General features: G+C 52.0%; 11 protein-coding genes. 6 read left to right on the forward strand and 5 right to left on the reverse strand.

Going from position 1 to position 19,781, the window contains the following annotated elements:
* The first annotated feature begins 14 nt into the window (after nucleotides 1-14).
* The 6 genes from RC73_RS13265 (at nucleotide 15) to RC73_RS13290 (ending at nucleotide 12,259) form a co-directional block, all read left to right on the forward strand.
* Entirely contained in the window at nucleotides 15-3,263 is a 3,249-nt protein-coding gene (locus RC73_RS13265) for an efflux RND transporter permease subunit (protein ID WP_039035090.1), read from the forward strand.
* Entirely contained in the window at nucleotides 3,260-6,331 is a 3,072-nt protein-coding gene (locus RC73_RS13270; RefSeq protein ID WP_039035091.1) for an efflux RND transporter permease subunit, read from the forward strand. The genes RC73_RS13265 and RC73_RS13270 overlap by 4 nt, the downstream gene beginning before the upstream one ends.
* A 112-nt stretch (nucleotides 6,332-6,443) precedes the next feature.
* On the forward strand, nucleotides 6,444-7,343 hold the full coding sequence (locus RC73_RS13275; RefSeq protein ID WP_039035092.1) for an MBL fold metallo-hydrolase: 900 nt from the start codon (nucleotides 6,444-6,446) through the stop codon (nucleotides 7,341-7,343).
* 120 nt (nucleotides 7,344-7,463) lie between these two features.
* Nucleotides 7,464-8,774: a sigma-54-dependent transcriptional regulator gene (locus RC73_RS13280; protein ID WP_235370009.1), complete on the forward strand. Its 1,311-nt coding sequence runs from the start codon at nucleotides 7,464-7,466 to the stop codon at nucleotides 8,772-8,774.
* Nucleotides 8,775-8,815: 41 nt separating this feature from the next.
* Nucleotides 8,816-9,580 (forward strand): DsbA family protein, encoded by a 765-nt coding sequence (locus tag RC73_RS13285; RefSeq protein WP_039035094.1) that lies wholly within the window; start codon nucleotides 8,816-8,818, stop codon nucleotides 9,578-9,580.
* 384 nt (nucleotides 9,581-9,964) lie between these two features.
* Nucleotides 9,965-12,259: a hypothetical protein gene (locus RC73_RS13290; protein WP_039035095.1), complete on the forward strand. Its 2,295-nt coding sequence runs from the start codon at nucleotides 9,965-9,967 to the stop codon at nucleotides 12,257-12,259.
* Between the two features lie 102 nt (nucleotides 12,260-12,361).
* Here RC73_RS13290 and RC73_RS13295 read toward each other — a convergent pair whose 3' ends face one another.
* The 5 genes from RC73_RS13295 to msbA form a co-directional block, all read right to left on the reverse strand.
* On the reverse strand, nucleotides 12,362-15,307 hold the full coding sequence (locus tag RC73_RS13295) for an NEW3 domain-containing protein (RefSeq protein ID WP_052248193.1): 2,946 nt from the start codon (nucleotides 15,305-15,307) through the stop codon (nucleotides 12,362-12,364).
* Between the two features lie 465 nt (nucleotides 15,308-15,772).
* Nucleotides 15,773-16,498, reverse strand: a complete 726-nt coding sequence (locus RC73_RS13300) for a phosphotransferase (RefSeq protein WP_039035096.1) — start codon at nucleotides 16,496-16,498, stop codon at nucleotides 15,773-15,775.
* A gap of 276 nt (nucleotides 16,499-16,774) precedes the next feature.
* Nucleotides 16,775-16,954: a Trm112 family protein gene (locus RC73_RS13305; protein WP_039035097.1), complete on the reverse strand. Its 180-nt coding sequence runs from the start codon at nucleotides 16,952-16,954 to the stop codon at nucleotides 16,775-16,777.
* 4 nt (nucleotides 16,955-16,958) lie between these two features.
* The gene (gene lpxK / locus RC73_RS13310; protein ID WP_039035098.1) at nucleotides 16,959-17,972 is read right to left on the reverse strand and encodes a tetraacyldisaccharide 4'-kinase; all 1,014 of its coding nucleotides are present in this window, start codon (nucleotides 17,970-17,972) and stop codon (nucleotides 16,959-16,961) included.
* On the reverse strand, nucleotides 17,973-19,772 hold the full coding sequence (msbA, locus tag RC73_RS13315) for a lipid A export permease/ATP-binding protein MsbA (protein WP_039035099.1): 1,800 nt from the start codon (nucleotides 19,770-19,772) through the stop codon (nucleotides 17,973-17,975).
* Nucleotides 19,773-19,781 lie beyond the last annotated feature (9 nt).

A 19,781-nucleotide genomic window follows, 5' to 3' on the forward strand; every position in this document is an offset into this window, starting at 1 on the left:
AAGGACCACCTCTTATGTCTATTATTACCACTTCGGTCAAGCGTCCGGTGACCGTCTGGATGTTTATGCTGGCCGTTATCCTGTTCGGCATGGTGGGTTTCTCCCGTCTGGCGGTAAAGCTGTTGCCTGACTTGAGCTACCCCACACTCACCATACGTACCCTCTACGAGGGCGCGGCACCCGTGGAGGTGGAGCAGCTTATCTCCAAACCTATCGAGGAAGCGGTCGGTATTGTTAAAGGGCTGAGACAGATAAGTTCGATTTCCCGTTCCGGTATGTCCGATGTGGTGCTCGAATTTGAATGGGGCACAGAGATGGATATGGCCAGTCTCGATGTGCGGGAAAAACTCGATACCATAGAATTGCCGCTGGATGTGAAAAAGCCTTTGTTGCTGCGCTTTAATCCCAATCTCGATCCCATCATGCGCCTGGCACTGCCGGCCCCCAAGGCCACAGAAGCCGAGCTCAAGCGCCTGCGGACTTATGCCGAAGAGGAGCTTAAGCGGGATCTCGAGTCACTTTCCGGAGTCGCTGCCGTGCGCCTTTCCGGCGGGCTGGAGCAGGAAGTGCATATTCTGCTCAATCAACAGAAACTGGCGCAGCTGGATCTCAGCAGTGAAGCCATTCGCAACCGTATCAGCGAAGAAAACGTCAACCTTTCTGCCGGTAAGGTGATCCAGGGCGACCGCGAATACCTGGTGCGCACCGTTAACCAGTTCCACTCCCTCGATGAGCTGGCCAATGTGATTGTCTACCAAAAGGGCAATACCCTGGTACGTCTTGGCGAAATAGCAGAGGTGAAGGATGCCTTTAAAGAGCGCAGCGATATTACCCGCATCGGCGGCAAGGAGTCCATTGAGCTCGCCATCTATAAGGAGGGCGATGCCAATACGGTAGCCGTAGCCAATAAGCTTAAGGGCCAGTTGCAACAGATGCGCTCTGAGGCCAAAGACAGCGCCACGCCAGTGCCCGAGATAATTTACGATCAGTCGGAGTTTATCGAAAGCGCCGTCAGCGAAGTGACCTCATCAGCCCTTATCGGCAGTTTGCTCGCGATGCTGGTGATCTACCTGTTCCTTCGAGACATCATCCCTACCCTGATCATCTCCATCTCTATCCCCTTCTCTGTGATAGCCACCTTTAACATGATGTATTTTGCCGATATCAGTCTTAACATCATGTCGCTCGGCGGTATCGCGCTGGCGGTGGGGCTGTTGGTGGATAACGCCATCGTGGTGCTGGAAAACATCGACAGGTGCAAGGCTCAGGGGATGGATCGCCGTCAGGCCGCCATCACAGGAACCAAAGAGGTGGCCGGAGCGATTTTTGCCTCCACCCTAACCACGCTGGCGGTATTTGTGCCCTTGGTATTTGTCGACGGCATTGCCGGGGCCCTGTTTGCCGATCAGGCCCTGACCGTTACTTTCGCCCTGCTGGCCTCTTTGCTGGTTGCCCTCACCTCGATTCCTATGCTGGCTTCCCGCGAAGGCTTCACTATGTTGCCGGAACTGGTCAAGCGTGACAAACCGCAGCCTCCGGCGGGTAAGCTTGGCAAACTCAAGCATTACAGCGCCACTGTGTTTACCTTCCCTTTCCTGTTGCTGCTCAGCTATCTGCCAAGATTGCTGCTGACGCTGGTGTTAATCGTCACCCGGCTGCTGGTGTGGCTGGTATCCCTGGTGATGAAGCCGCTGTCCAGACTGTTTAACCTTTGCTACGGCTGGCTGGCCGATGGCTATCGGCCGCTGCTGAACCTGGCACTCAAGTTCCGTGGCATCACTCTGGCGCTGGCCATTGCGGTTACCGCCATCTCTGGCGTCTTGATGAGCCGCCTGGGAATGGAGCTGATCCCACCGATGAATCAAGGCGAATTCTATGTGGAAATCCTGCTGCCTCCCGGCAGTGAGGTGAGCCAAACCGATGCCGTATTGCAGCGTCTGGCACTGGCTATCAAGGACAGAGAGGACGTGAAACACGCCTACAGCCAGGCCGGCAGCGGTGGTCTCATGACTTCGGATACCCGGCGTGGCGGCGAAAACTGGGGGCGGCTGCAGGTGGTGCTGGCCGATCACCGCGCGTTTGACCAAGTTGCCGCCAAGCTGCGCAGCACGTTGCGCACTATTCCCGAGCTGGAAGCGCAGATCCAATATCCCGAGCTGTTCAGCTTCAAGACTCCGCTGGAGATAGAGTTGTCCGGCTATGAATTGGAACAGTTGAAAACCTCGGCCGCTTCACTGGTTAAGGCGCTGGAGGGCGATCCCCGCTTTGTCGATGTCAGCAGCAGCCTGCGTGACGGTCAGCCGGAGCTGAGTATCCGTTTTGATCACGCCAGAATGGCCGCCCTTGGCTTGGATGCGCCAACCGTGGCCACCAGCATAGCCCAGCGGGTTGGCGGTACCGTAGCCAGCAAATACACTCTGAGGGAGCGCAAGATAGATATTCTGGTGCGCAGCGAGTTGGATGAACGCAATCAGATAAGCGATATCGATGCCATGCTGATCAACCCATCCAGCCCGCAGCCCATCCCCTTGAGCGCCGTGGCCGATGTCTCGCTGACTCTGGGACCTTCGGCAATCAATCGCATCAGCCAGCAGCGGGTAGCCATAGTGTCGGCCAATCTGGCCTATGGCGATCTCAATCAGGCTGTGGCCAGTGCCAAGCACATTCTCAGCCAACTGACACTACCCGCCTCGGTGCAGAGCCGATTCGGCGGTCAGAATGAAGAGATGGAGCATTCTTTCCAATCGCTGAAGATAGCGCTGATCTTGGCGGTATTCCTGGTTTATCTGGTGATGGCCAGTCAGTTTGAGTCATTGCTGCACCCCTTGCTTATCCTGATGGCTGTACCTATGGCACTGAGCGGCAGTATCTACGGCCTGGCGATAACCGGCACCCAGCTGTCTGTCATCGTCTTTATCGGCCTTATCATGCTGGCCGGGATAGTGGTCAATAACGCCATAGTACTGGTAGACAGGATCAATCAGCTCAGGCAAAGCGGCAAACAACGTCTCGACGCCATCAAGCAAGCGGCAGCATCGCGTTTAAGACCCATACTGATGACCACACTGACCACCAATCTGGGGCTGCTGCCCATGGCAATAGGCTTAGGAGACGGCAGCGAAGTGCGCGCGCCGATGGCGATCACTGTCATTTTCGGCCTCAGCCTGTCGACTCTGCTGACTCTGGTAGTTATTCCTGTGCTCTATGCCCTGTTCGACCGCAAACAGTACGCCGAGCCGGCCACCATGGGAGAAGGCGCATGAACCTGACCAAACTGGCGCTCAAGCGCCCGGTGACCACCAGCATGTTCTTTGTGGCCATTCTGCTCTTTGGTCTGGCCGCCAGCCGCTTGCTGCCGCTGGAGATGTTCCCCGGGATAGAGATCCCGCGGATCTTTATCCAGGTGCCTTACAAAGGCTCCTCTCCTGCGGAAGTGGAACGCGACATCACCAATGTACTGGAAGAGTCACTCGCCACCATGGGTGGACTCGATGAGCTACGCTCACGTTCCAGCCAGGATGGCAGCGAGATAGAAGTGAGAATGAAGTGGGGTGAAAACGTCGCCGCCCGCAGCTTGGAGGCGCGGGAAAAGGTGGATGCGGTGCGCCATCTGCTGCCAACCGATGTGGAGCGGGTGTTTATCATGCAGTTCTCCACTGCCGACATGCCTATGCTGAATATCAGGATCTCCAGTGAGCGGGAACTCTCCGGCGCCTTCGATCTGCTGGAGAAACAGCTCAAACGGCCACTGGAGCGGGTGGAAGGCGTTTCCAAGGTCACCCTCTATGGCGTGGAGCAAAAACAGATAGAGATACGTCTCGATGCCCAGCGCCTGGCCGCCAGTGGCATGAGTGTTCCCGCCATTCACAAGCGTCTGGCGGCAGAAAACTTTGTGATAAGCGGCGGCAACCTGAGGGATAACGGCCGGGTCTATCAGGTGTCTCCCAAGGGCGAGTTCCGTAATCTCGAAGAGATCAAGGCGCTGGTATTGCTGCCGGGTTTGACCCTGGGCGATATCAGCCAAGTCAATTTCGCCCTGCCTGAAGCCACCGAGGGCCGCCATCTTGATAAGAAATACGCCGTCGGCCTGGATGTGTTCAAGGAATCCGGTGCCAATCTGGTGGAAGTTTCGACCAGGGTGCTTAAAGTGATTGAGGCCGCCAGAGAGGACAAGCAATTTCAGGGGATCAAGCTGTTTATCATGGAAGATCAAGCCCATGGAGTGAAATCGTCGCTCAAGGACTTGTTGATGTCCGGCCTGCTGGGCGCCCTGCTCTCCTTTGCCGTGCTGTACCTGTTCCTGCGCAACCTGCGCATGACCCTGGTGGTGGTTTCCTCCGTGCCCATCTCCATCTGCATGACATTGGCCGGCATGTACTTTCTCGGCTACAGCCTCAATATTCTCTCTATGATGGGGCTGCTGCTGGCGATAGGTATGCTGATTGATAATGCCGTGGTGGTCACAGAGAGTGTGTTGCAGGAGCAGCAACATGGCGCTGCCGGTCACAATACAGATGACAACCCCAACAACACCGGCGATCGGGCCATCCTCAACGGGGTCGACAAGGTGGCGCTGGCGGTGCTGGCCGGCACCCTGACCACGGCGATAGTGTTCTTGCCGAATATTTTCGGGGTCAAAGTGGAGCTGACTATCTTCCTCGAACATGTTGCCATCGCCATCTGCATTTCGCTGGCAGCCTCGCTGTTGGTGGCCAAGACACTGATCCCCTTGATGCTGTCAAAACTGCAACTCAGGTTTGAGCGAGTCGAGAAAGAATCGCGGCTGCAGAAGTCTTACCACACCAGTCTCAACTGGATATTGCAGCACCCGAAAACCGCTACTTGCCTGGCACTGCTGATGTTGCTGTCAACCGCCCTGCCGCTGTCGTTGGTGAAACAGGATAGTCAGGACAGCCAAAGCAAGGAGCGCTTCTACATCAACTACCAGTTGGAAGGACGTCACAGCCTGGCGGTCACCGAGGCCATGGTCAGCCAGATGGAAGACTACCTCTATGCCCATAAGGATGAGTTCCACATAGATGCCGTCTACAGCTATTACTCTCCCGAGGATGCCTCTTCCACCATACTGCTGAAGCCGGATCTGGAGGAAGATGTCGCCGAGCTGAAAAAGCGGATCCGCGAAGGATTTCCCAAGTTCTCCATTGCCAAGCCTCAGTTTGGCTGGGGCAGCGATGAGTCCGGCGTCAGAGTCACACTGACCGGGCGCTCCACCTCAGAGCTTATTCGCCTCAGTGAACAGGTGATCCCTTTGCTCTCCAACATAGAGGGCCTGCATGATGTGCGCTCTGAGCTCAACGGTGCCCAGCAGGAGGTGATAGTACAGATAGACAGAGAGCTGGCCGCCCGCCTGGGGCTGAGCATCAAGGATATTGCCGGCAGTATCTCCCTGGCACTGCGGGGCGCAGCACTGCGTTCATTTCGCCACGATCCCAGTGGTGAGCTCAGAATCGAACTGGCCTTTGAACGCGACTGGCGTCAGTCGCTGGAGCGGCTAAAACAATTGCCCATAGTGCGACAGGACAACAAGGTCTATTCGCTGGAGAGTCTGGCCAAGGTGGAAATTGTCCCCAGATTCGATGTCATTCGTCACTATGATCGCCAGACGGCACTTTCCATAGGCGCTAACCTTGAAGATCTCAGCATGGAAGAGGCGCAGAAACAGATCATGGCGGCGCTCAAGCATGTCAACTTCCCCCATGGTTATGACTACTCACTCAGAGGCGGCTTTCAACGTCAGGACGAGGAAGAGTCTGTCATGCTGATCAACATGGTGTTGGCGATTGCCATGATCTATATAGTGATGGCGGCTTTGTTTGAGTCGCTGCTGCTGCCGAGCGCCATCATTACCAGCATACTCTTCTCCATCACAGGGGTATTCTGGGCCCTGTGGCTGAGCGGCACGCCTATGTCCGTGATGGCCATGATAGGCATACTGATCCTGATGGGGATAGTGGTCAACAACGGCATAGTGCTGGTGGATCAAATCAATCAGATGACGCCGCCACTGGAGCAGTTGTCTGAGGTCATCGCCTCTGTCTGTGTCACCCGTTTGCGGCCGGTATTGATGACAGTGGGAACCACAGTGCTGGGCCTGCTTCCGCTGGCGCTGGGAGACACTCAGATAGGCGGCGGTGGCCCGCCATACTCACCTATGGCGATTGCCATCATAGGTGGCTTGAGTTTCTCCACCCTGACCAGTCTCTATTTGGTGCCCCTGTGTTACCAGGCCTTCTTCCGCCTGCGTCATAATGCGGCCATCAGGCTCGGGCAATCGCTCAAACTCAGTCAGCGCCTGCTGCCCTGGACCTGAGCCGAAAAGCGCTGCTGAACAGATAAAAAAGCTGCATTGCAGCTTTTTTATTGCCCGGACATCAATAGCAAACTAGCTTTATCCCAACACTCAACTATTTGTTGGAGTTCCCATGCCAGGTTTGCTTAAACGCTTTACATCACTCGTGCTGTTTACACTTGTCAGCTTGGCTGCCGCGGCGGAAAACAATTCCTATGCCAAGAATCCCTATGCCGAGGTCAAGATAACCACTCATGAATTGCTGCCGGGTCGCTATATGTTGACCGGCGCCGGCGGCAACATAGGTGTCAGCGCCGGGGAGGATGGACTGCTTATTATAGATGACCAGTTTGCGCCGCTGGCAGAGAAGATTTCTGCGGCATTACAGGGCCTCAAGCCAGGCCATCCGGCTTTCGTCATCAATACCCATTTTCATGGCGATCATACCGGGGGCAATCTGTACTTTGGCCAAAACGCCAACATTCTTGCCCACGAGAATGTGCTCAAGCGCTTGAATGAGAAAGCAACCCAAAAGAAGGCGCTACCTGTTATCACCTATGACAAGGGACTGAAAATTCACTTCAACAACCAGGTGTTGGAACTTATTCATCTGGGCCCAGGGCATACGGATGGTGACACCCTGGTGCTGTGGCAGGATCGCAAACTGGTGCATATGGGCGATCTCTTCTTTAAAGACAGGTTTCCTTTTATCGATCTCGACCACGGCGGCTCGGTCATCGGCTACAGAGACAATGTCGCGGCCGTGCTTGAACTCATAGATCAGGATACCTTGGTTATTCCAGGTCATGGGGAACTGGCTAATAAGGCCGATCTCCTGAGGTTCAAACATATGCTGGATGACTGCATCAATTGGATGAAAGAGGGCAAGCAGCGCGGCATGACTCTCGAGCAGATGCAGGCCAAGGAACTGCCCCAAGCATGGCGGGAATGGGGCTGGCAATTCATCCCCAAGGAGCGCTGGGTCAAGACCTTATATTCAGGGGTTTCAGACGACCGAAACCCTGCCAGGTAACTTGAGGCTCTTCCCTGAGCTGACTAGACTTAAAGTCTGATACGCCCAGGGATCTGAACGCTCATGAACCAAGAAGTTCCAAGCGATTCTAAAGGGTCCAGAATCAGTCGGCGTAACATATTGGTCCTGGATCCTGTCGATGGCTTGCCTGATATTGCCGCCGAGTTGGCACCCTTTGGCTGGCATTGCTTCAAAGCACAGCGAGCCCATGATGCATTGACCCTACTGGGTCAATACGACATCAGGGTAATTGTTGCCGTCATTGAAACCAGTAGTCACAAATGCCAGGCCAGAGAAATAGCCGAGATCCAAAGAAAACACCCCAAATTGCAATGGTTGGCGGTGACAGATGGCATATTGGACACAAGTTGTAGCTGGCTATTGTCGGCAAACTTTATCGATTACTACCACAAACCTTTGAGCTGGTGCCGCTTCAATGACTCTCTGGGGCATGCCTGGGGTATGTCACAACTGGCGAGGAACAATCCCACCGTCGCCATTGATGGCGCCCCGCTGACCGCGATTGAAGGCAAGCACCCACTGATCCAAACCTTGCGGCGGGATCTGGAAAAACTGGGACAATCTGACGATACGGTACTTCTCAGCGGTGAAACCGGCTCAGGAAAAGGCCTTTGTGCCAAATGGTTGCATTTTCTGTCCCATCGCCGTCAAGGCCCTTTCGTTACCCTCAACTGCGGCGCCCTGCCCGCAAGTCTGATCCAATCAACGCTGTTTGGCCATGAAAAAGGCGCCTTTACCGGGGCAGACAAGCGCTATATAGGACATTTGGAACAAGCTGATGGTGGCACCCTGTTTCTGGATGAAATCGCCGATCTGCCGCTGGATCTCCAGGTGAATCTGTTGCACTTTCTCGATGACAAACAAATTATGCGGATAGGCGCCTGCCATCCACAGACAGTCAACTGCCGAATGATATTTGCCTCCCATCAGGACCTTGAAAACGCCGTCGATGAAGGTCGATTTCGGGAAGATCTCTATCATCGCCTCAATGTATTGCGGCTACATGTCCCCAGCCTGAGGGAGTACAAAATCGATATCATTCCCATGGCTGAACGTTTTTTGCAAAGCATCCCGGGCAATGCCAGTTCACTGGTATTCAGTAACGAAGCCCTCAATGCCATTCAGAATTACAACTGGCCGGGTAATGTCAGGGAACTGCAAAACCGTATTCGCCGTGCAGCCGTCATGGCCGAAGGCACAGAGATCTCAGCCAAAGCCCTGGGGCTGGATAGAATAAAGGAGCATAACCCTGATATAGACCTGGCCAAACAGAGGGATAACCTGGATGCCGAAGTACTGCTCAAGGCCATTGCCGATAACCGCCACAATATCTCTGCTGCGGCCCGACAACTCAATATTTCCAGAACGACCTTCTATCGCTTGATAAAGAAGTGTCAAATTCAACTCTGATGCTGCCAGGGAGTCAGTGGCAGCCACTAAAGGAGCTCACTATGTTCAATCATCCGCTGATGTTTATCTGGCTTCCACTACTGTTGCTGTCTGGATGTCAGCCACAGCAGCCGTCCTCTTCAGAGCAGGAACTTAAACAATCTATGGCTGAGATCAAACTCCAACTGATCCAAATGGAAAAACAAATCAAGGAGATCCATGAAATAGCTACAGCATCAACAACCCCTAAAGCCAAAGAGTTGCCGCCCTTGGCTGACCTGGATAATCAAGGCAAGCTACCCTCCTTGGGTCAATCTGAAGCACCAATCGTCATAGTGGAGTTTTCAGACTTTCAATGTCCCTATTGCAAACGCTTTTTGGATCTCAGCTTTCCCAAACTCAAGCAGCAATATATAGATACAGGTAAGGTCAGATACCTGGTTCGCAACTTTCCGCTAAGCTTTCACACCAATGCCGAAAGCGCTGCTATTGCAGCAGCCTGTGCCGGCAAACAAGATAGTTACTGGCCAATGCGAGAACAACTTTTTGCCAATATTACCCGGCTCAATCCTGAACTCTATTTAAGTAGTGCCAAGCAGCAAGATTTACAACTGCCGGACTTTGAAGCCTGCCTTGATGATCCTGCCACTAAGGCGAGTGTCATGGCAGATCTCCAGTACGGTCAGCAATATGGCGTCACCGGCACCCCAAGTTTTATCATAGGTCGAGTAAGTAATAACCAGATGCAGACACCCAAGTTATTGGTAGGAGCTCATCCCTACGAAGCCTTTAGTGCCATTTTGGATAAATTACAGCAGGATAATTAGTCTTACGCCTCATCCCACCGACTCACTTCCCCCCTCAGCGCCAAACAAACTGGCCTGTGCTACACGCAGGCCAGCTACTGAACAAGTGATACAAGCTGAAACATACTCAAGCCTCTGATTCTAAAGCAAGCCATTCACAGTGTTCCAAAGACGAAACACCCAGACTGTTACACCTGGCAGACAAAAACATAGAAAACACCTAAAAATCAAAGCATTAACTATATGGAATGACGTTTGCTTATCAGGGAGGCGTTTGGATATTTGCTGTGCGAATCCGGCCATTCCTTTAGGAAGCCTTAACCGGTGATGTTACTCGATTGCAGCAAGCTCACTAAAATGTGCGGCCACTGTCAGTGGCCAAACAAACTTCGGAGGGATAGCAAGATGAAACTATTCCAGTGTAACTGGCTGATCAGGGCTCTGGGTGTCGTCCTGATTGGCGGCGCCTCGCTTTACGGTGCCTCGAGTTTGACGCCCGTCAACGCCTCCTTCTTCCCGCAACAGTTCGATCAAGCTTGTATGGCCGAACAAGCGGGATTTGCCCTCAATTGTACAGCCAATGATGTCAGGGTAAGTAAGGTGGATAATGTCCGTAACCTGGATGGTACCACGCCGGTAGAGTGCGTACTGGGTGACGATGTAACTTTCCTGGCAGATGTGACCATTACCACTACGGCTAATCAAAGGTATGACTATTCCGTCTATCTGCCGGAAGGCAGTTGGAGCGCTCAGGACTCAGATCCCAATAATGAGTGTTCAATTCTGCTCGGGCGTACCAATGGTCCCGGCGTTGACCTGGAAGAAAACCTCGATGCCTGTGCCGATATCAGTAAGGCTGCAGGTTATGATGCCACTCATGTCTATAGCGGCGAGCAGATCACCCTGTTCTGTCGCGATGATGATAACTCAGGCAAGGCTGAGTTCAATTACTGTGCCGCCTGGCACAACAAAACCGGTGCCGATTGCAGTGAAAACAATCCCGCTGCCCCCGGCACACCATCCAAGTGTCGTTGCGATGCGTTTGATATCGACGTCTTTATCAAACCCAACCCACCTGTGATCAATAAAAAACTCATCACCAGCAATACCCAAAATGAACCCGGAGGCACTTACACTTTTGAGTTGAGTTTCAACAACCCCAATGCCCAAACTTCACTATTCATCACTTCGTTAAGCGATGAAGTGGATATTGGTGCCGATGGTACCTATGACACTTCACTGAACTTGTGGAGTGCAGGCGGACCTGTGGGAGCCAGTGATGGTGTGTACCTAAAATCCTCCAACTGTACTCAACCGGCGAATGGTGGCGAAATTCTGCCAAGTGGGTCTTATAGCTGTCAGTTTACTGTTCATATAGTCGATAGGGACTTGCCGGATCTTGCTCCTAATATCGAGTTGTATGATGACTTGATTAAACTGGCGCTGGAAGACAAAAACGGCGATGACGTCACCGACAGCAACAGCTGCGCTGCGGTTAACGGCATAGACGGTGAACACTGCTCCAATGTGGTCCAGGTACAAGTTGAAAACCTGAACCCCTCCATCACAGTGTTGAAAACTGCAAACCCGGATCAGGTTCCTGAGTCAGGCGGAAACGTGACTTATACCGTCAGGGTCAATAACACTGCCGAAGCCTATGATTCACCACTTGAACTCTTCTATTTGGTAGATGACAAGTTTGGTGATCTCAATGGCAAAGGGAGTTGTAGTACTTATCTCGATATCGCCTACGGTAGTTACTATGAATGTAGCTTCACCGAATTTATCAGTGGCACCGGCGCCGGTTCTCACACTAATACTGTGACTGCCAAGGCCTATGACGATGAGATGATAGAAGCTATGGCTGCCGACTCAGCCACAGTGGTTATCAATGATATTCCTTCCATGATCACCTTGGATAAGAGTGCCGATCCTACTTCTGTACTGGAAACAGGTGATGACCTCTCTATCTTCCGTGATGTGGAGTTTACCTTCCTGTTTGGTGTTAAAGATCAAATCAATGGTCAAAACACAGTTGATACCGTGACCTTCAACACCTTGGATGACTCTGTATTTGGTGATCTTACCGCTAAATGTGAAGTAGACACTGTTGACGGCTTGCCATATGGTCCGGCACCACTCGCTGGTTTAATGCTGGATCCCGGTCACAATGCCAGTTGTACCATCACACTGCAGGTGCAAGGAAACAGGACAGATATACATACCAATCTGGCAACCATATACGGTACAGATGAAGATGGCCAGGCCGTGGATGCCATGGATGATGCCACTGTAACCTTTACCCCAGGGTCACCCGCAGTTGATATGGACTTTGCCGCCAGTATGCTGGTGGTACTGGGTATGCATAATGCCGACGTGAACAATGCCAACCTGACTATGCTCACCGCTGCAGGTGTCGATGTGTTCCCTGGTGCCGATATGCCCGGTTTCAAACTGATTAATTCGGGCGGCACTTTCGAAGGCGTCAACTATGGTTCCTGTGCATTAAACCATCCATTTGGTTACACAGGTTCTGGAACAGAAGACTACTTCTGTGCCTTTACCATAGAATTTAAACCCGGTTTGGAAAACACAGATCCTATCGTCTTCCTGGGTGATGTGATAGTGAAACTGGTTAACAGTAAAGGAGATGAATCTACAGCCGATGTGACCATTCAAGTCGGCACCAATGAGAACTAGCCAGCTCAGGCGTTCTCCAATACAAAAAGCCAAGGGTATTACCCCTTGGCTTTTCCACTCTTGGCTTCAGCCAGTTTGATTGTCATACAAAACCAAAATCAACTAGTGCTTACCCTTTCCCTTATTGCCACCTTGGCTGCTACCGGAATCTGTCGAGCTCAAACTGATGGTCACAATTGCGGTTGCACTCTCTTTACCATCAGAAATGGTATAGCTGAAACTATCTGTGCTCTTGAAACGTTTACCCGGTGTGTAACTTATCTGTCCATTAGCCAACAGCTCGACCGTGCCCAGGCTGCTGCGACCAACTGACGTAACCTGCAAAACATCGTCATCCGCGTCTGTGTCATTGCCAAGCACATTGATACTCACCGCCGACTTACTGGCGATACTGACGCTATCATTCACTGCTTCAGGGGCGGAATTCACTGGAGCAGCAATTGAAAACAAGGCTTCAGTACTTGCCTGGTAACCACTATCAGCATTATCCAAGACTCTGAACGTCAGCCCATAATCACCGGCTTCAGCATTAGCAGCAGAAATCACTGTCACAGAAACCGTTTTGCTCTCTCCCGGAGCCAGGTTCAGATCCTGACTGTTACTACTCCATCCGGCGGGAACATCGGCCAAAATGCGATAGCTGGACGCCTGGCAACTGCCACTGTTTTTATTGCTGACAGTCAGTTGGTAGCTTTGAGCAGCCCCGGCAGCGACCGCGACATCCGGACCAACGACCGAGACCAATGGCGCCACCAAACTACAAGGTGTTTTCACTACATAGCTGGCCAAGGCCGAGCTCTGGTACTCCGGCGCATCGCTCTGCACAGCTGCCAAACTAAAATTGTATACCCCATCGGAACTCTGTTCACTGGAGGTAATCTGAATACCGACATTGGCACTCTCCCCCGGGGCCAGAATAACGCGACCGCTGTTTGCCTGCCAACCGCTGGGTAAAGCCGCCGTCAGTCGATATTCTGCCGCCTCACAACTCGTGTTGCTGTTGTTGGTCAAAGTCCCCTGATAAGTTACCGTCTCCCCCGGTACAGCAATCACATTGGCCTGCTCCAGTGCCCAGGATGGTGCAGCCAATTCACAAACCGCAGCGACTTCGTCCACCATATATCCAAGCAGAACTTCACTCTGGTAACCACTATCGGCTTGATTGGCGGCAACCACAGAAACTTCATAAAGGCCAGGCGTAACATCTGCAGCCGAACTCAAGCTAAAGCTCACGGGTTGACTTTGACCCGGAGCCAACTCAACACTGCTCCCTTGGAATTGCCAACCTGCAGGTACTGAAGCATTCAGCGCAAACACACTGGCAGCACATTCCAGACTATCCCTGTTGGTCAGTATTGCGTTATAGGTAACCAAGGTTCCCGGCTGAACCCACTGCGGGGTTTGCTGCTCAAGCACCAGCTCAGGCGCAGCTGCCACACAGGCCCTTCCCTGGTAATCAACATAAACTCCAGCACCGTTGGCATCGGCATATTCAGTGGTAAAACTCACGCCGGCATCGCTATCTGTGTAACTGTTGCCGACAACCAGGGCAGCATCGTCGAGGTCAAACAGGCTACTCTGCGGGGTCATGTCCAATAATTGACTGCTCTCGATATCCTGATCGCTACTGTTAAGGTGCACCAGCACGCCTTGAGTCACCGCCTTGCCTGCCATAAAGGCATCAAATCCCAGAGGCTGACGATACTCAAGATAGTACCAAAGCGGCTCACCACTCAAACTGTCTGTGCCACGACGAACTTTCAGGCCGCGAGCCCCCCCTTGCGCATCACTTTCATAGGGAGCCAGCTGAAAACTACCGGCTTCATCGGCGCTGACAATATCGCCCCGCTCTTCGGTCAACCAACCTAAGCGGGCCTTGTTCAACAGATTGAAATGTCCTTCCGACTTACCCATGATGTCCAGCGTATCGCCATAGGTAATGGAAACACAGGAATCACTCAAATAGCCGCTACCACAGTTAAGTTCTTTGGCATGTTTCAAGCCCAGGTTATGCCCAAGCTCATGCCCTATGGTCATCAAATTCAGTTCACCGTTGATCCAGGCTCTGGAGGGACTACCACCTACCGTCCCCTGACCACGCCAACTGCAACTACTGTTCTTAGGCAGGAGATAAACCAAACGTGAGTACTGACTCAGATCAAAACCTGCATCTTTGGCGGCTTGTTGGGCATAACTGTCCATTCCAAAATAGTCACAGTTAGTGTCGATTGGCAAAGTCAGATAGTCGCTAACATCACCACTAAGCCAGGTCTGACCGTATGAGGCTTCCAGGTAATAATCATTGACTCTACCGAACACCATCTGCTTAACTTCCTCGATACTCCAAGGTTGCAGGTTCGGGTTATCCTGGAAGTTAAGCAGCAATACCAAGAGTTTTTGCTCACCCGTGGTGCCACTGAGTACAGCCCCGGTACCCTTGACCAGGTTTTGGCTTTGCGTTTCATCCAAAGCCAAAACCTGTAAATTTTCCGGTTTGGTAAGAACTACAGCCTTGGGCTCTTGTGCCGCATCTTTAAACTGCCAACCTTTTACCCTGACTTGAATACCGGTTTTCAATGCAGCTTCGGCCTTGGGCAAAAACAGCTCCACTGAGGTTTCGCCACTGGTGAGGAAGTATCTAAGTTTATGACCATCACCTGTCGCCAACTCCTCATAAATAACCTCAAGCTTCCCCTGAAACTCTTGTTCGGAAGCAAAAAAAGTTTGTAACTCAGTTGGGCTCTGGGTTCTGAGAGACTCTGGTAATATCAGCCCCAAAGCAGCCTGAGGCTGGCTACGCACCAAATCAAGCATGGCCATTTGTCTGGACTTGGCCAAAGATTGCAACGAGCCAATATCTTTCTTGGCTCTCAAGCCTCTGGCGAGAGCTTGGGATTGAGAAATCGCCTGCTGTTTCAGTTGAGTGGCGGGCGTTGCATTAAACCCGGCATGTCTATGGGAGTTCTTTTGTACACCGTTAGGGGACTGAGCCAATACCGGCATGGCAAGCAACAAGCTGCTAAGCAGCAGAAGAACTGAACGGGTCATATCTGTCTCTCAGGCAATACAAAGCCCTGCAAACCTAAAAAGGTTCTTGCAGACTTTGCATATGGTTTACAGGGAAGCCAAGTAACTCTTTAGATTTCCTTTCCGCCGTGAATGAGGACTTGCTTCGAACTTAGCCCAGGATTTCTTCGAATCCTTAGGAAGACGACATTCTATAAAATCAGTCTATATTTTGTACACCCCTCAAAACCCTTGAATTTAGCGGCTTTGGGGAGTTTTCCTTGTAAAACAGACCTTAATAAAGATTAAAAAATAAACTGGTTTGACCAGATTATTTTTTGACATTATTCATGATGTTAATGAAAAGTAAACTTGAATAAGTGTTTTTTTCTGCCATTACAGTTCGTTATTAGATAAGGTCAAACTTACATCCAATAACATTTTTTTGACACTCTGCTTTCAACTTCAAACAGGACACGTCCCGAGTGAAACTAATCAGACAGAAATTTAGAGGGGATTATTGCGAAAATGCCACAACACCCAATAGATGGGCTTAAGGTCGCGGCCGCCGATATCACGAAAAGGCCGCAGCAACAGATATAACCACTGCCAACTGATCAGGAAACTTTTGGCCTCACGCCAGATAGCTTCACCGCCGGCTTGGCGATAACTGGCTATCACCTGGGTTATCGCTTCATTGGCGGGCCCCATGTAGCGGTATAAGCTGTGAATATACACCAGCAGATCCCTTATCTGCTGCATCAGCATATCTTGACCCTTTTGAGTGGCTTCAAAATCGATAAAAGTCACCTGCCCTTGCTGCCAACTGATATCTCTGAGCGCCGGACGGCCATGGGCCAGTCCCATGCTGTGTAAACCAGCCAGCGCAGCGGCGCTGTCATTGAGGATCTGTTGCATGCCCGGTTTATCTTGCGACTTGAGTATCAACCATTCTCTGACTGTTACCCCAACATCCTCCACCACAAAGTAGCCCTTGTCGGCCTGAACAATACGCGGCACCGGGGCTGAGCAACTGGCCAGGTGCTCCAGAGTCTGTTTCTCTTTCTCAAGCGCCAGTTGGGGATTGGGTTTCAACACCCGCATGGCTCCCTGCAGTGTCTCGGCTTGTTTAAGCCAGTACTTTTTACCCTCATATTCAAACGAGCAAATACGTTCCCCGGGATGAGCTTCCAGCACCCGCAGAACATATTGATTGAATTTGGGTTGAGTCATCTACAGGGTTTCCTTCAAAGAGTTTGTTGTAAGTCACAGAAAATACTTATTAGTATCTTAGGGCGTGGCGTTCGAAGCAAACTAACTCAAGATAAACTCTTGTTATTTAACGAATCCCAAGTGAAATTCGCCACAAATGGTTAATAATAAAAACAGCAAAAAAATAGGATTAACAAGCTGTGAACAAATCAACTGCTACTAATGAGGGGGGCTAGCGGATAGGCTTTTAGCAGGCTCCGATCAGCAAGGCTGATCGGAGTTTAAGAGCGGGAACTATTACTGTTTTTCTTGCCAAGGTTCGGCCTTGTCAGCCAACAACACAGGGATCCCGTCATTGATAGGGTAAGCCAGCCTATCTGCCTTACAGATAAGTTGTTGTGCCTGCTTGTCATATTCCAGTCTGCCTTTACATACCGGGCAGGCTACGATTTCCAATAGTTTCTTATCAAACGCCATCAGACTATCCTTTTTGGTTTGCCTTTTGTTTGTTTGCCATCGCCTCCCGCACCCGGGTCAGCAATTGGGCATCGAATTGGGGTGATAGCTTGGCATTGACGGCCAGATACCACCAGTGTTGTTTTGCAAATTCGCGACACTTGATCGCATCTTTTTCTGTCATCAGCAGTGGCAGCTCGTCACCAAGGGCGGTCAAGGCCTCTGGGCTGTAGGCCTGATGATCGGCAAAGACCTCTTGGGCTTCAAGCTTGAACCCCATCTGAGAGAGAGTTTCAAAAAAACGTTCCGGATTACCAATACCCGCCATAGCCTTTACCGCCATAGGCGCTGTGGGGGCCTGAGCCTGGTTTTCCCCTGCAACACTCAGCACTGCGCCGGGTATAAGCTGCATACCAAACTCTCTGACGGTATCGCTGGCTTCGCCGTTATGGATTACCAAGTCGGCAGTTTCCAAGCGCCAGGCGCCTTCTCTCAAGGGGCCCGCCGGCAGTAACATACCATTGCCCAAGCGGCGGCTGGCATCGACAACCACCACTTCGATATCCCGCGCCAGTCGATAATGCTGCAAACCATCATCGCTGATAATAATATCCACCTCAGTGGACGCCAGCAGCAACTCGGCGGTGGCGATACGATCCACTCCCACGGCCATAGGCACTTGAGTGCGGGCCACTATCATCGCCGGCTCATCGCCAAAATCGCTCGGATTGGCCCCGGGAGGCACCAGCCTAGGTTCGGTTTGACCACTGCCATAACCACGGCTTATCACTCCGGGCCGATAGCCATAGTGCCTTAGCAACTCTATCAGATAGATAACGGTTGGCGTCTTGCCGCTGCCGCCGACAGTGATATTACCGACTATGATCACAGGTACAGGCAGAGTTTGCGAGGCCTTGAGTCCAAACTTAAACCCCAGACGTCTCAGGCCGCTGAGCAAGGCGAACAGCCAGGAAAGCGGCCAAAGCAACCACCTTGCCCAATGCTTGTGATACCAGATACGGTTAAGCAGAGCTTCCACTTAACCTCCAAATTGCATCTGGTACAGCTTGGCGTACGTCCCATCCTTTTCCAACAGACTCTGGTGAGTACCGCGCTCGAGGATCTTACCCTGATCGACCACCAAAATCTGATCGGCACTCTCAATGGTTGACAGTCTGTGGGCAATCACAATCGAGGTGCGATTGCGGCGCAGGTTATCCAGCCCCTTTTGAATCGCCTTCTCTGATTCGGTATCCAGTGCCGAGGTTGCCTCATCGAGGATCAACACAGGGGCGTCTCTGAGGATGGCTCTGGCAATGGCGATCCGCTGGCGTTGACCACCGGACAGCATCACGCCGTTTTCACCTATCTCGGTATCCAGTCCCTGGGGCAAGGTTTCGATAAACTCCATCGCATAGGCCAATCTGGCAGCGTTTTCTATCTGCTCCCGGGTAGCCTCGCCTGGGTAAGCATAAGCAATATTGTTGGCTATGGTGTCGTTGAACAGGGTGACCTGCTGCGACACCAAGGCGACCTGGCTACGCAGACACTTGAGTGAATAGTCGTAAATACTGACATCATCCAGGGTGATCTCCCCCTGTTTCAGCCCGGTGTAGAAACGGGTCACCAGACTGGCGATAGTCGACTTACCCGAGCCTGAGCGGCCCACCAGCGCCAGAGTCTGTCCCTGACGCACTTCAAAGTCGATATTCTCTAGCGCCAAACGCTCCTGCCCGGGATAACCAAAGCTGACATTATCGAAACGCAGATTACCCTCAACCCGCTCTACTGTGTGGGTACCGCTATCGGATTCCCCCGGGGTATCCAGCAGCTCAAACACTGTGGTACAGGCGGCAATACCCCGTTGAAACTCGGCGTTGACCCGGGTCAGGTTCTTGATAGGCTGCAACATAGCCAGCATGGCGCCCAGGATAGTGGCAAAGGTACCCGCCGTCAGTTCATCCTTCAGACTGTCAAAGCTGGCAGCATAGAGCACAAAGGCCAATGCAAAGGAGCCTATGATCATGATAAGCGGCTGGCTGATGGCCTGGGCCGCCGCCAATTTCATGTTCTGATAACGGTTGTGATCGTTGACCTTGGCAAAGCGATCGGCCTCTGTCTTCTGACCACCGAAAGACAATACGTTTTTGTGGCCCTTGATCATCTGCTCGGTCACAGCAGTCACCGAGCCCATGGCCCCCTGGATCTGCCGCGATACTTTACGGAAGCGGCGGCTGACAACGGCAATCACCACCCCGATGAAAGGACCAATGATCAGAATACACAGTGACAGTTTCCAGGAGTAATAGAACATCAACCCCAGCATGCCTATGACAGTAACGCTGTCTCTCACCAAGGTGATCAGCGCACTGCCGGAGGCTCTGGCAATTTGCTCTGTGTCAAAGGTCACTTTGGAGATCAAGGAACCTGTGTTTTCCCTGTCCATATAGCTGACAGGCAGCGACAGTATGTGTTCAAACACCTGCTGACGCATGTCCTGAATAAGCTTGGCGCTGATATAAGAGATGCCATAGGTAGAGACAAAGTTGGCCCCCCCCCGAAGACTGAATAGCCCCACTACCACAAAGGGGGCCATGGTCAACACATCCGAGCTGGCATTAAACCCTTTGGAGGTGCCCAGCTCGACGCCGGCCACGACAGAATTATTGGCAAACCCCTCATCAATAAAAGGTTTCACAAAAGCGATAAAAGTAGCGTCCACAACCCCATAGGTGATCAACGCCAGAATCGAGATGACAAATACCCCTTTGAGGGGCTTGAGATAGGTCAGCAAACGTCTGAAAACTGTCCAGACTTCACGTTGTTGAGATGTGCTCATCAGCGAAAC

The organism is Shewanella sp. ECSMB14102, from assembly GCF_000813075.1.
Taxonomy (GTDB): Bacteria; Pseudomonadota; Gammaproteobacteria; order Enterobacterales; family Shewanellaceae; genus Shewanella; species Shewanella indica.